The organism is Candidatus Methylomirabilota bacterium (genome assembly GCA_035315345.1).
GTDB lineage: Bacteria > Methylomirabilota > Methylomirabilia > Rokubacteriales > CSP1-6 > CAMLFJ01.
The window spans coordinates 26,598-38,665 of the sequence record DATFYA010000020.1; the positions used below are offsets into that span (position 1 = coordinate 26,598).

The 12,068-nt window shown below is 70.4% G+C and carries 11 protein-coding genes and 1 tRNA gene; 10 read left to right on the forward strand and 2 right to left on the reverse strand.

All coding sequences use genetic code 11. The features are described from left to right. The first annotated feature begins 3 nt into the window (after nucleotides 1-3). The 3 genes from VKN16_03215 to aroF (VKN16_03225) all read left to right on the forward strand — a co-directional run bounded on the left by VKN16_03215 (nucleotide 4) and on the right by aroF (VKN16_03225) (nucleotide 3,028). Nucleotides 4-759: a TVP38/TMEM64 family protein gene (locus VKN16_03215; protein HME93217.1), complete on the forward strand. Its 756-nt coding sequence runs from the start codon at nucleotides 4-6 to the stop codon at nucleotides 757-759. Between the two features lie 239 nt (nucleotides 760-998). After that, nucleotides 999-2,015 carry a 3-deoxy-7-phosphoheptulonate synthase gene (gene aroF / locus VKN16_03220; GenBank protein HME93218.1) on the forward strand — a complete coding sequence of 339 codons (1,017 nt, stop codon included), beginning with the start codon at nucleotides 999-1,001 and terminating at the stop codon, nucleotides 2,013-2,015. Next, a complete protein-coding gene (gene aroF, locus VKN16_03225; GenBank protein HME93219.1) occupies nucleotides 2,012-3,028 on the forward strand; it encodes a 3-deoxy-7-phosphoheptulonate synthase in 1,017 nt (338 codons plus the stop codon). The genes aroF (VKN16_03220) and aroF (VKN16_03225) overlap by 4 nt, the downstream gene beginning before the upstream one ends. Nucleotides 3,029-3,037: 9 nt before the next feature. Here the strand turns inward: aroF (VKN16_03225) and VKN16_03230 are convergent, their stop codons facing one another. Together VKN16_03230 and VKN16_03235 are read right to left on the reverse strand one after the other, a co-directional pair. After that, nucleotides 3,038-5,425 carry an ATP-binding protein gene (locus VKN16_03230; GenBank protein HME93220.1) on the reverse strand — a complete coding sequence of 796 codons (2,388 nt, stop codon included), beginning with the start codon at nucleotides 5,423-5,425 and terminating at the stop codon, nucleotides 3,038-3,040. Next, nucleotides 5,422-6,237: a phosphate/phosphite/phosphonate ABC transporter substrate-binding protein gene (locus VKN16_03235; protein ID HME93221.1), complete on the reverse strand. Its 816-nt coding sequence runs from the start codon at nucleotides 6,235-6,237 to the stop codon at nucleotides 5,422-5,424. Before VKN16_03235 ends, VKN16_03230 begins: the two co-directional genes overlap by 4 nt. Before the next feature lie 213 nt (nucleotides 6,238-6,450). Between VKN16_03235 and VKN16_03240 the strand changes: the two genes are divergently transcribed. From VKN16_03240 to rplT, 7 genes are all read left to right on the forward strand, one after another. After that, nucleotides 6,451-7,374 (forward strand): TonB family protein, encoded by a 924-nt coding sequence (locus tag VKN16_03240; protein HME93222.1) that lies wholly within the window; start codon nucleotides 6,451-6,453, stop codon nucleotides 7,372-7,374. Between the two features lie 103 nt (nucleotides 7,375-7,477). After that, nucleotides 7,478-8,842, forward strand: a complete 1,365-nt coding sequence (locus VKN16_03245; protein ID HME93223.1) for a 5'-nucleotidase C-terminal domain-containing protein — start codon at nucleotides 7,478-7,480, stop codon at nucleotides 8,840-8,842. Nucleotides 8,843-8,888: 46 nt separating this feature from the next. Then, nucleotides 8,889-8,963: transfer RNA gene (locus VKN16_03250), tRNA-Val, on the forward strand. A 179-nt stretch (nucleotides 8,964-9,142) separates the two neighbouring features. After that, nucleotides 9,143-10,933 (forward strand): threonine--tRNA ligase, encoded by a 1,791-nt coding sequence (thrS, locus tag VKN16_03255; protein HME93224.1) that lies wholly within the window; start codon nucleotides 9,143-9,145, stop codon nucleotides 10,931-10,933. A 44-nt stretch (nucleotides 10,934-10,977) separates the two neighbouring features. Further along, nucleotides 10,978-11,478, forward strand: a complete 501-nt coding sequence (gene infC, locus VKN16_03260; GenBank protein HME93225.1) for a translation initiation factor IF-3 — start codon at nucleotides 10,978-10,980, stop codon at nucleotides 11,476-11,478. A 14-nt stretch (nucleotides 11,479-11,492) separates the two neighbouring features. Further along, a complete protein-coding gene (rpmI, locus tag VKN16_03265) occupies nucleotides 11,493-11,690 on the forward strand; it encodes a 50S ribosomal protein L35 (GenBank protein HME93226.1) in 198 nt (65 codons plus the stop codon). 19 nt (nucleotides 11,691-11,709) lie between these two features. Beyond that, nucleotides 11,710-12,066 (forward strand): 50S ribosomal protein L20, encoded by a 357-nt coding sequence (gene rplT, locus VKN16_03270; GenBank protein ID HME93227.1) that lies wholly within the window; start codon nucleotides 11,710-11,712, stop codon nucleotides 12,064-12,066. Nucleotides 12,067-12,068: the final 2 nt, after the last annotated feature.

A 12,068-nucleotide genomic window follows, 5' to 3' on the forward strand; every position in this document is an offset into this window, starting at 1 on the left:
CGGATGAGCTCGCGCGTCGGCTGGGGCATCGCCATCGGGGCCAGCGCGCTGATCATCGGCGGCGGCGCGTGGCTCGTCTGGACCGACGCCCCCCTCTATCAGTTCCTGGTGAGGCTCTACGCGGACAAGCTCTTCCTCAAGCGGACGCTGCGTGAGTGGGGCATGCTGGCGCCGGTCATCTTCATCGTCCTGCAGGCGCTGCAGGTCGTGATCTCGCCGATCCCCGGGGAGGCCACCGGCATCCTCGGCGGCTATCTCTTCGGTCAGTGGCTCGGCCTGCTCTACTCCACCATCGGTCTCACCCTGGGCTCGGTCGCCGCCTTCGGGATCGGCCGGTGGCTGGGCGTGCACTACGTGAAGAACCTGGTGAGCACCGAGACCTGGAACCGCCTCGGCTTCATCGTCGAGGCGGAGGGCGCGGTGCTCTGCTTCATCGTGTACCTCATCCCGGGCCTGCCCAAGGACATCGTCTGCTACCTCTTCGGGATCAGCCCGATGCCGATCTGGGTCTTCGCGCTCGTGTCGGGCCTCGGGCGGATTCCCGGAACCTGGGTGCTCTCCGCTCAGGGCGCCCATACCGCGGCCGGCGACTATCTGCAGGTCATCCTGATCTCCGCGGTGGCGGTCGCGGTGGCCCTGCCGCTCTACTACTACCGGCACCGGATCACGACGTGGCTCCACGGCCGCCGGGTCCCCCCGTCCGAGGCCCCGGATCAGACGCCCAACGGGAGGCTTGACAGGGAGAAGCCGGGCCCGTAGACTCGGCGCACTTTGGAGGCCATGAGTCAGGTGCACACGACGGCAGCGGGAATGGGCGGCCACGGCGCGTGGCGGTCGTATTTTTACTTTCCCAACGTCCGCCACCTGGCTCCCATGAGCTGAACTCGAGGAGCCACGGGCGGACGAACCGGCCCGTGGCGCCAGGAACACGATAGACGCCGCGGGCAACCGGCCCGCGGCGTTTTAGTTTCTACGGCCGTCTCGACAAGGAGGAACCGATGATCATCGTGCTGAAGCCGGGCGTCAGTGACGCCGACATCGAGGACGTCTCACGACGGGTGCGGGAGTTCGGGTTCAAGACCCATCTCTCGCGCGGGGAGGTGCGCACCATCATCGGGGTGGTCGGCGACGACCGCGCCAAGGAGCAATTGCTCGCGCTGCAGTCGCTCGAATCGGTGGAGAGCGTGGTTCGCATCCTGCAGCCCTTCAAGCTCGCCAGCCGCGAGGCGCATCCCGACAACACCCAGTTCAAGGTGCACGGCGTCCCGATCGGGGGCCGCCAGATCGTGGTCATGGCCGGCCCGTGCTCGGTGGAGTCGCAGCCCCAGCTCAACGCGGTGGCCGAGGGGGTCAAGGCGGCGGGCGCCCACGTGCTCCGCGGCGGGGCGTTCAAGCCGCGCACGTCGCCCTACGCCTTCCAGGGGCTCGAGGAGGACGGGCTCGCGCTGCTGAAGGAAGCGAGCAAGAGCACCGGCCTGCCGGTGGTGACCGAGGTCATGGAGCCCGACAAGGTCGAGGTGGTCGCCCAGCACGCCGACATCCTCCAGATCGGTGCGCGCAACGTGCAGAACTTCTCCCTGCTCAAGCGGGTGGCCGAGTGCGGCAAGCCGGTCCTGCTCAAGCGCGGGATGTCCACCTCGATCCAGGAGTGGCTGCTGTCCGCGGAGTACGTGCTGGCCGGCGGCAATCCCAACGTGGTCCTCTGCGAGCGCGGCATCCGCACCTTCGAGACCGCCACTCGCTACACGCTGGATCTCAACGCGATCCCGGTGGTGAAGAAGCTCTCGCACCTGCCGGTGATGGTGGACCCGAGCCACGGCACCGGACACTGGGAGTACGTCTCCGCGATGGCCAGGGCGGGGCTCGCGGCGGGCGCCGACGGGCTCATCATCGAGGTGCACAACAACCCGGCCGAGGCGCTGTCCGACGGCCCGCAATCGCTCAAGCCCACCAAGTTCGCGCAGCTCATGGCCGAGCTGCGGCCACTGGCCCAGGTGCTGGGGAGGACCCTATGATCATCGTGCTCAAGTCCGGGATCAGCGACGCCGACGTCACCGACGTGTGCCAGCGCATCACCGAGATGGGCTACGGCCCGCACGTCATCCGCGGCGAGTTCAAGACGATCGTGGCCGCGGTCGGCGAGGAGCGGGGCCGTCCCGACCTGCGCCTGCTGGAGGCGCTCGAGACCGTCGAGTCGGTCATGCCGGTGCAGCAGCCCTTCAAGCTGGCCAGCCGCGAGGTGCGCCGCGAATCCAGCGAGGTGCGCATCAACGGCGTCTCGGTCGGCGGCCGCGACGTGGTGGTGATGGCCGGCCCGTGCTCGGTCGAGTCGGAGTCGCAGGTCCTGGAGGTGGCCGACGCGGTCAAGGAGGCGGGGGCGCGGATCCTGCGGGGCGGCGCCTTCAAGCCGCGCACGTCGCCCTACGCCTTCCAGGGCCTCAAGGAGCAGGGGCTGCGCTACCTGGCCGAGGCGCGCAAGCGCACCGGGCTGCCGGTGGTGACCGAGGTGCTCGAGACGGAGAGCGTCGAGGTGGTGGCCGAGTACTCGGACATCCTGCAGATCGGCGCGCGGAACATCCAGAACTTCACGCTGCTGCGGCGGGTCGGGGAGATCGGCAAGCCGGTCCTGCTCAAGCGCGGCATGGCCACCAGCATCCAGGAATTCCTCCTGTCCGCCGAGTACATCCTCTCCGCCGGCAATCCGAACGTCATCCTGTGCGAGCGCGGCATCCGCACGTTCGAGACGGCGACCCGCTTCACCCTCGATCTCAACGCGGTGCCGGTGATCAAGAAGCTCTGCCACCTCCCGGTGGTGGTCGATCCCTCGCACGGCACCGGGCACTGGGACCTGGTGGCCCCGATGGCGAAGGGCGCGGTGGCGTGTGGCGCCGACGGCCTCATCATCGAGGTGCATCCGCGGCCGGAGGAGGCGCTCTCGGACGGCCCGCAGTCGCTCAAGCCGTCGAAGTTCGCCCAGCTGATGCGCGAGCTGCGGCCGGTGGCGGAGGCGGTGGGACGCGGTCTCTAGCCGGCTAGACTAGACCGCGGCCGGTCGGGACAGGTCGAGCGTCTCGCGGACGCGGCCGACCAGGATCGCCGGCGTGAACGGCTTCTGCAGGAAGGCGGTCCCCGCGCCGAGGACGCCGTGGCGGATGACCGCGTCGTCGGTGTAGCCCGACATGTAGAGCACGCTCAGGTCGGGGCGCAGCGGGGTCAGCCGCTCGGCCAGCTCGCGCCCGCTCATGCGCGGCATCACCACGTCGGTCAGCAGGAGATCGAGCGGCCCCTGGTGCCGCTCGGAGAGCAGGAGCGCCTCCGCGCCGTTGCGCGCCTCGATCACGGTGTAGCCGGTGGCGCGCAGGATGTCGCGGGCCAGCTCGCGCACGCCCTCCTCGTCCTCCACCAGCAGGATGGTCTCGGTGCCGCCGGCGGTGTCCGGGGGCCGGCCGACGCGCTCGGCTCCCGGCGCCGGCACGTCCACCCGCGGCAGGTAGATGCGGAAGGTGGTGCCGCGCCCCGGCTCGCTGTCGCACTCGATGTAACCGCCGCTCTGCTTGACGATGCCGTACACGGTGGCCAGCCCGAGACCGGTACCCTTCCCCGGCTCCTTGGTAGTAAAAAACGGTTCAAAGATGTGGCGCTGGATCTCGCGCGGGATGCCGACGCCGCTGTCCGAGACCGCCAGCATCACGTGGGGACCCGGGCGCGCTCCCACGTGGCGGCGCACGTACTCGGCGTCGAGATCGACGTTCTCGGTCTCGATGATGAGATGGCCGCCCTGGGGCATCGCGTCGCGCGCGTTGACCGCGAGGTTCATCACCACCTGCTCGATCTGTCCGCGATCCGCCTTCACCCGGCCCAGCTCCAGGCTCGGGCTGGTCACGAGCGCGATGTCCTCGCCGATGAGGCGGCCGAGCATGTCGCGCATGTCGGCGGCCACCGCGTTGAGGTCGAGGACGGTGGCCTCCAGCACCTGCTTGCGGCTGAAGGCGAGCAGCTGGCGGGTGAGATCGGCGGCGCGGCCGGCGGTGCGCTGGATCAGCTCGATGCCCCGCCGCATCGGGTGCTCCGGCGGCAGCGGCTGCAGCAGCATCTCGGTCCGGCCGAGGATCACGGTCAGCAGGTTGTTGAAGTCGTGGGCCACCCCGCCGGCGAGCCGGCCGATCGCGTCCATCTTCTGGGCCTGCTCGAGCTGGCCCTGGGTCTGGGCCAGCTCGTCGTAGGCGCGCCGCGACTCGTGCAGCAGTCGGCTGTTCTCCAGCGCGATCGCGGCGTGCGAGGCGAACGCGGTGGCGATGGCCAGGTCCTCCACCGAGAATCCCTGCTCGCGGCGGGTGAGGAAGCTCAGCACGCCCACCACCCGATCCCCGATCTTCGCGGGCACCACGAGCACTCCCCGGTGACCCAGCCGGCGGACCGCTTCGGCGTGCTCGGGAATCACGCCGGGATGGTTGGCCGGATCGCGGAGCAGCAGCGGCTTGCCGGTGCGGGCGACCAGCCCGGCGAGGCTCTCCCCGATCTTGATCCGCGGCTTGAGCGAGAGGTGCGAGCCGGTCTCGAGCGTGCCCGCCACCACCAGCTCGTCTCCCTCCACGAGGCGAAACCCCACCCAGTCGGTGTTGACGAGGCGCCCGCACGCGTCCGCGATGCGGCCCAGCAGCGTGTCGATGTGCTGGATGCGCGACAGCTCGCCGCTGATCTCGACGAGGCTCTGCATGCGCGCCTCGCGGTGGCGGGCCTCGTGCAGCGAGTGCTCCAGACTGGCCGCCATCGAGTTGAAGGCCCGCACGGTGGGCCACATCTCGGTCAGGCGCGTCTCCGGCATGCGGGCGGTGAGGTCGCCGTGGCCGAGCCGGGTGGCGCTCTCCGCGAGCGCGCGCACCGGGCGCAGGCCGACCACGAGGATCACGTGGATCAGCCCGAGCAGGCTGATCAGCAGGACCCCGGTGACCGCGATCATGGTGCGGATCTCCGACCACAGCTCGGTCTCGAGGCTCTGCAGCGACGGGGTCACCCCGAGCACCCCGTAGACGACCGGCGCGGCCGCGATGGCCACGCGATGCTCCTCCAGTGGCACCGGGATCAGCTGCTTGAGCCAGCGCGGGGCGTCCGAGCGGCGCAGGTTGGTGGGGGAGGCGTCGAAGATGAGGCGGCGCCCGTCGCTCTCGTAGAGGGCGATGCGGCTCCACACCGACTCGCCGTTGAGATTGCGAAGGGTCTGCTCGGCCCGGGCCAGATCGCCGACCACCAGCGAGTCCAGCAGCAGCGGCGCCGCCGCGGTGGCCAGCCGCTCGGTCTGCTCGCCCAGCCGCACGCGGGCCGCGGTCGAGCGGTCACGGAGGTTGACCGCGAGGCCGCCGAGCGTCACCGCGACGATCGCGACGCTGCTGAGGCCCAGCAGGAGGGTGCGGAGGCTCGATCTCACTGGCCGATCAGGCGGTAGATGCGGCGGACGGCCTCGTAGTCGCGATCGCCGGCCGGGTCGAAGCCCTTGAACCTGGCGATCGCGAGCACCGGCGCCGCATGGGGGTCGCGGCCCATCGCGAGCAGGGCGCGGCGCACTCGCTCGACGGTGGCGGCGGGGACGCGGGGGTGCACGATCACCGCGAGGTCCGGAAACCCCTCGGAGACGAAGATCTCGCGGAACTGCACCTGCTCGCGCTCCGCGTACTGGGCGAGGAAGCGCGAGTTCACCGCGCCGGCTTCCACCCGCTTCGCCTTGAGCTGCGCGAGCGTGCCGTCCTGGTTGCCGCCGAACACCTGCTCGACCCGGACGCCCGCGTGCTTGAGCGCGACGAGCGGCACCGCGTAGGCCACGAAGGCGTCGGTGGAGGGGAAGGAGACGCGCTTGCCCTCGAGCTCGCGCAGATGACGGATCGGGCTGTCCGTGGGCACCGCGATGACCGCGCGAATCGGCTCGCCGGCCCAGCGCGCGATCACCTTGAAGCCCACCGCGTCGAACTCGGACTGGAAGTTGTGATTGGTGAACACGAAGTCGAACTCGCCGCGGCCCATCATCGCGTCCGTCTCCTGCACGGTGCGACCCATCTTCAGCTGCAGCGGCACGCCGCTGCCGACGCTCACGTAGTGCAGGATCGGATTCCAGCGCTCCGCGGTGAGGGCCGGACTCTGCTGGTTCAGGACCCCGAAGGAGTACGGGCCCGGCTGAGTCCCGCCGGCCCCGGCCACGAGCACGAGGGTGGCGAGCGCGAGGAGAGCTTTGATCAGGAGTCTCATGGGGTTGCCGCGCACTGTCTTCCAGTGGCGTGCCAAGTCTGCGCGCGGCTAAATCCGTGAAACGACGAGGAGGCGATTCCGCCCGACCCGGGTCGGGAGCGGGGCCGAGCCCACGGATGTCATCGCCGGGACGGATTTCGTCAGAGAAGCGGCCGGACGGAGGGCTCGTTCCCCGCCGGCCCCGGGATGACGGGCCGTGCCATAATTGACCGCGTGAAGTGGAGGATTCCGCTTCCCGAGGACCGCACCCAGCGCACGTTGGTGCTCGCCATCGTGACGTCGCTCCTCTTCCACCTCTTCGTCCTGGTTCCGTTCGTCGTCGTGCCGGGGCTCTTCCAGTCGTCGCCCTACGTGAAGCGAGGCGAGCCCCTCCTCGTGGACATCGCGCCCGAGCGGCCGGAGGAGAAGGCCCCGCTCGGTAACCCGTCGCGCCCGGCCGCGCCGCCGGAGAGCGTGGCGCGCGAGGCGCCGCCGGCGCCGCGGACACCGCCCGCCCCGCGGATGCCGCCGGCCCCGCCGCGGGTGGCCCCGGCGCCCCGGTTCGCGCCGGTCCAGCCGCCCGCGCCGCCCCGGGCCGTGGCGAAGTCGGAGCCGGCACCGCAGCCGATGGTGAAGACGCCCGAGCCGACGCCGCCCGCGCCCGAAACGGCGCCCGCGGAGACCGCGCAGGGTGCGCCGGCCCCCACGGCGCCCAGTCAGCCGCAGGTGGCGGCCGCACGGCCGCCCAGCATCTGGCGGCAGCCCGGCGGCGGGGGCGGGCTGCAGGGCGGCGGGCGCGGGGGCGTCGACGGAGAGCCGATCCCGCTCGACACGCCGGAGCCGAAGTACCAGGACTACTTCAACAAGGTGCGAGAGCGCATCAAATCGAAGTGGGTGTATCCGCGACCGGCCGGTGAGCGAGGCATCGAGGGCGAGCTGCTGATCGAGTTCCACATCGCCAAGGACGGCCGCCTGGAGTACATCGAGCTGCGCCACTCCTCGGGCACCCAGATCCTCGACGAGGCCGCCCTCACTGCGGTGAAGCTGGCCCAGCCGTTTCCCCCGGTGCCCGACGACATCGCCAAGCGCACGCTCGCGATCAACGGACAGTTCCGGTACCAGATCGTCAGCGGCTTCGTGAATCAGTTCCTCCGGTAGAGCCGTCGACGCCTCGAACGTTCGCCGCTTCGCGGTCGCCACGCTGCTCCTCCTGTGCGCGGGCTGCGCGGAGACGCGCTGTGCCGACCGCCCGCCGGTCCGCGTGCAGCTCCTGCTCGTCAACGACGTCTACGAGCTCGAGCCCGCCCAGGGTCGCGGCGGCCTCGCGCGGGTGGCCACGCTGGTGCGCGCGCTGCGGCAGGAGAGCCCCAACACGCTGTTCGTGCTGGCCGGCGACACGCTGTCGCCCTCGCTGCTGTCGACGCTGCGGCAGGGCGCCCAGATGATCGAGGGCTGGAACGCGCTCGGCCTCGACGCGGCCACCTTCGGCAATCACGAGTTCGACTTCGGTCCCGCGGTGCTCGCGCAGCGCATCGGCGAGTCGCGCTTCCCGTGGGTGTCGAGCAACGTGCTCGACGGGGCCACCGGCGCTCCCTTCGGCGGCGCGCGGCCCTGGCTTCGCCGGGACTTCGAGGGCGTGCGGGTCGGAATGATCGGCCTCACCACGGCCGATGCGGCCAAGACCTCCAGCCCGGGGCCCGGGCTGCGCTTCGAGGCACCGCTGGCCGCGGCGCGCGCCGCGCTGGCCGCGCTCGGCCCGGTCGACCTGCGGGTGGCCCTGACGCACCTGCCGCTGCGCGAGGACCGGGTGCTGGCCGACGCCCTGCCGATCGACGCCATCCTGGGCGGCCACGATCACGACCCGATGCTGCACGAGGCGGGCCGCACCGTGATCATCAAGGCCGGGGCGGACGCGCTCAACGTGGGGCAGGTGGAGTACGAGATCCGCTGCGGCGCGGTGCTCGGCCGTCGCGAGCGCCTGATTCCCATCGACGACCGGCTGGCCGAGGCGCCGGACGTGGTCGCGCTGGTGCAGGAGCAGGCGGTGCGGCTGGCGCGCGAGCTGGACAGCGTCGTGGCCACCGCCGCGGCCCCGCTCGACGCGCGCGAGAGCGTCACGCGCCGACAGGAGACGCCGGTCGGCCGTCTCTTCGCCGACCTGATGCGCGCGCGCGTGGGCGCGCAGGTGGGCCTGCTCAACAGCGGGGCGATCCGGGGCAATCGGGTGATCCCGGCCGGGCCGATCACGAAGCGCGACGTCCGTCAGCTGCTGCCGTTCAGCAATACGGTCACGCTGCTGGAGGTCTCGGGCGAGGCTCTGCGGGCCGCGCTGGAGCGCTCGGTGGACCAGCTGCCGCGGCCGAGCGGCCACTTCCTCCAGACCGCGGGGGTGCGGTTCACCGTGGATCCGGCGAGACCTCCGGGCCGGCGCATCGGCCACGTCGAGGTCGACGGCCGCCCGCTCGTTCCGGACGGGCGCTACCGGGTCGCGGTGCCGGACTACCTGGCCCGGGGGCGCGACGGCTACCCGATGCTGGCGGCCGCCCGGGTGCTGCTGGCCCCGGAGGACGGGCCGGGCCTGACCGAGACGGTGTTGGCCGGGCTCGCGGCGGGCCGCTCCCCTTGACGGGGATCGGCCGCTCCGGTAGGGTATTCAATGCTTTTGTGGGCATAGGCTCGTAGCTCAGTGGGAGAGCGCTACCTTGACACGGTAGAGGTCGGCGGTTCGAAACCGCCCGAGCCTACCATCCATGCTCTGGGGGGTGTGCATCGTCAGCCGGTCGAGCGTGAAGTGACTGAGGGGAGTTGCGAGCATCACCGGGCGCAGCCCTGTGATGCTTTTTTGTCTCCGTGAAAGGAATGTGGTGATCGCGTGTCCGCTGATTGGGGGAGTGCGGGGGCCATTTCGGGGCCCCCGCAGATGAACATGTCTGAGGAGTCTCGCCACCTGAGCTTCGCGGGGGAATTCGACTGCCTGCCCGAGCCCCTGCCGACCCTGCGGCACTCCACCTCCCACGTGATGGCCCAGGCGGTGAAGCGGCTGTTCCCCGAGGTCAAGGTCGCGATCGGGCCGGCCATCGAGGACGGCTTCTACTACGACTTCCTCAAGGCCGAGCCGTTCTCGCCGGAGGATCTCGCGCGCATCGAGGAGACCATGCGCGAGATCGTGAAGGCCGACTACCCGTTCACGCGCGAGGAGATGCCGCGCGAGGGCGCCATCGCCTTCTTCGAGGAGCGCGGCGAGCCGTTCAAGGTGGAGATCCTGCGCGGCATCGACGCGCCGGTGGTGTCCATCTACCGGCAGGGCGACTTCCTCGATCTCTGCCGGGGCCCGCACGTGGCGTCCACCGGTCAGCTGAAGGCATTCAAGCTGCTCTCGTCCTCCGGCGCCTACTGGCGCGGCGACGAGAAGAACCCGATGCTGCAGCGGATCTACGGCACCGCCTGGCTCACCCAGGAGGAGCTCGACAAGCACCTCTGGCGGCTCGAGGAGGCGAAGAAGCGCGATCACCGCAAGCTCGGGCGCGAGCTCGACCTGTTCGACTTCTACGACATCGCCCCCGGCGCGCCGTTCTGGCTGCCGGGCGGCATGGTGCTGGTGCGCGAGCTGGAGAAGTACGCCCGCGAGTCCCTCGATCAGCGGGGCTACCAGGAGATCTCGACCCCGCTGCTGGTGAACAAGAAGCTGTGGGTGCAGTCCGGGCACTGGGACCTCTACCAGGACAACATGTTCAAGTTCGAGGTCGAGGACGAGGTCTTCAGCCTCAAGCCGATGAACTGCCCCGAGTCGACCTTCGTGTACAAGCGTGCGCTCCGCTCCTACCGCGATCTGCCCCTGCGCTACTCGGAGATGGGCCGCTGCCACCGCAACGAGCGGTCGGGTGCCCTGTCCGGGCTGGTGCGGGTGCGCCAGTTCACGCAGGACGACGCCCATCTCTACTGCCGGCCGGAGCAGGTCCAGTCCGAGATCACCGACCTGCTCGAGCTGGTCCGGGAGTGGTACGGCACCTTCAACCTGCAGCCGTCGTACCGGCTGGCCACGCGGCCGCCCGACAAGCTCGGCAGCGAGCAGCAGTGGGACCAGGCGGAGGACGCGCTCCACCAGGCGCTACGGGCGAACGGGCTGACCTGCGACCTGGACAAGGGCGGCGGCGCCTTCTACGGCCCCAAGATCGACATCGACGTGGAGGACGCGCTGGGCCGCCAGTGGCAGCTCGCCACCATCCAGGTGGATCTGACGATGCTGCCCGAGCGCATGCAGTGCGAGTACATCGACGCGGACGGCCAGCCCAAGCGCCCGGTCGTGATCCATCGCGCGATCTTCGGCTCCTACGAGCGCTTCGTGGCGATCCTCACCGAGCACTTCGCCGGCGCGTTCCCGACGTGGCTGGCGCCGGTGCAGGCGCGGGTCCTGCCGATCAGCGAGAAGCACGCCGAGTACGGCCGGCGCGTGTTCGCGGCGTTGCGGGCCGCGCGCATCCGCGCCGAGCTGGACGACCGCAACGAGAAGCTGGGCTACCGCGTGCGCGACGCCCAGATCCGGAAGGTCCCCTACGTGCTGGTCGTGGGAGAGCGGGAGGCCCAGGCCGGCACCGCCAGCCTGCGCCGCCGCGGCGGCGAGGACGTGGGCGCGGTGCCGCTGGAGCGCATCGTGGCCGAGCTCACCGCGGAGATCGCCGGCCGTTCCGCCACCCTCACCGTGGGCCGCGCGGTCTAGCGCGCGCTCGCACCCAAGGAGCGCGCGCCATCCAGTCAAAGGACATCCGGATCAATGAAGGCATTCGGGTGAGGGAAGTGCGGGTCGTGAGCGCCGACGGCGAGCAGCTGGGGGTCATGCCGATCCAGCAGGCGCTCGATCTGGCGCGGCAGCGGGACATGGATCTGGTCGAGGTGGCCGCCGAGGCACAGCCCCCGGTGTGCCGGATCATGGACTTCGGCAAGTACAAGTACATGCAGTCGCGGCGGCAGAAGGACGCGCGGAAGAAGCAGACCACGATCCAGGTCAAGGAAGTCAAGCTCGGACCCAAGACCGACACGCACGACTTCGACTTCAAGGCCAAGCACGTGCGGCGCTTCCTGGAGGAAGGCAACAAGGCCAAGGTGACGGTGCGCTTCAAGGGCCGCGAGATGGCCCACACCGAGCTGGGCTGGAAGATGCTGAACAAGATGATGGAAGGCATGTCCGACATCGCGGTCATCGAGAATCATCCGCGGATGGAAGGCCGGATGCTGAGCATGATCCTGTCGCCCAAGCCGCACTAGCCGGAGACACGCATATGCCGAAGATCAAGACGAAGCGGGCCGCCGCGAAGCGGCTCAAGGCCACCGGGACGGGCAAGCTGAAGCGCAGTCGCGGCTGGAAGCGGCACAAACTCGAGGGCAAGGGGCCGAAGCGCAAGCGCCGCCTCCGCAAGCCGACGCTGGTCTCGAAGGCGGACCAGCCGCGTCTGAAGGCCCTCGTTCCGTACCTCTAACCGAAGGGGAGCGCACGTCATGCCACGGGCAAAGGGCGGGGCCAAGACCCGCCAGCGCAGGAAGAAGATCCTCAAGCAGGCGAAAGGCTACTTCGGCGGTCGCCGCAAGCTGTACCGTCCGGCCGCGGAGACGGTGCTGCGCGCCGGCGCCTTCGCCTACAAGGGACGCAAGCAGAAGAAGCGGCGCGCCCGCGCGCTCTGGATCATCCGGGTGAACGCGGCGTGCCGACAGCTCGGGCTGTCGTACTCCGTCTTCATGGCCGGGCTCAAGAAGGCCGGCATCGCGCTGGATCGCAAGATCCTGGCCGAGCTGGCGGTGTCCGACCCCACGGCGTTCGCCAAGCTGGCCGAGACGGCTCGCGCCCAGCGCGCCTGAGC

Excerpts from the sequence above, each read along its gene's own strand:
- VKN16_03215 (HME93217.1), top strand. The coding sequence starts at position 4 with ATGAGCTCGCGCGTCGGCTGGGGCATCGCCATCGGGGCCAGCGCGCTG.
- rplT (HME93227.1), top strand. The coding sequence starts at position 11,710 with ATGCCACGGGCAAAGGGCGGGGCCAAGACCCGCCAGCGCAGGAAGAAG.
- aroF (HME93219.1), top strand. The coding sequence starts at position 2,012 with ATGATCATCGTGCTCAAGTCCGGGATCAGCGACGCCGACGTCACCGAC.
- thrS (HME93224.1), top strand. The coding sequence starts at position 9,143 with ATGTCTGAGGAGTCTCGCCACCTGAGCTTCGCGGGGGAATTCGACTGC.
- aroF (HME93218.1), top strand. The coding sequence starts at position 999 with ATGATCATCGTGCTGAAGCCGGGCGTCAGTGACGCCGACATCGAGGAC.
- rpmI (HME93226.1), top strand. The coding sequence starts at position 11,493 with ATGCCGAAGATCAAGACGAAGCGGGCCGCCGCGAAGCGGCTCAAGGCC.
- VKN16_03235 (HME93221.1), bottom strand. The coding sequence starts at position 6,237 with ATGAGACTCCTGATCAAAGCTCTCCTCGCGCTCGCCACCCTCGTGCTC.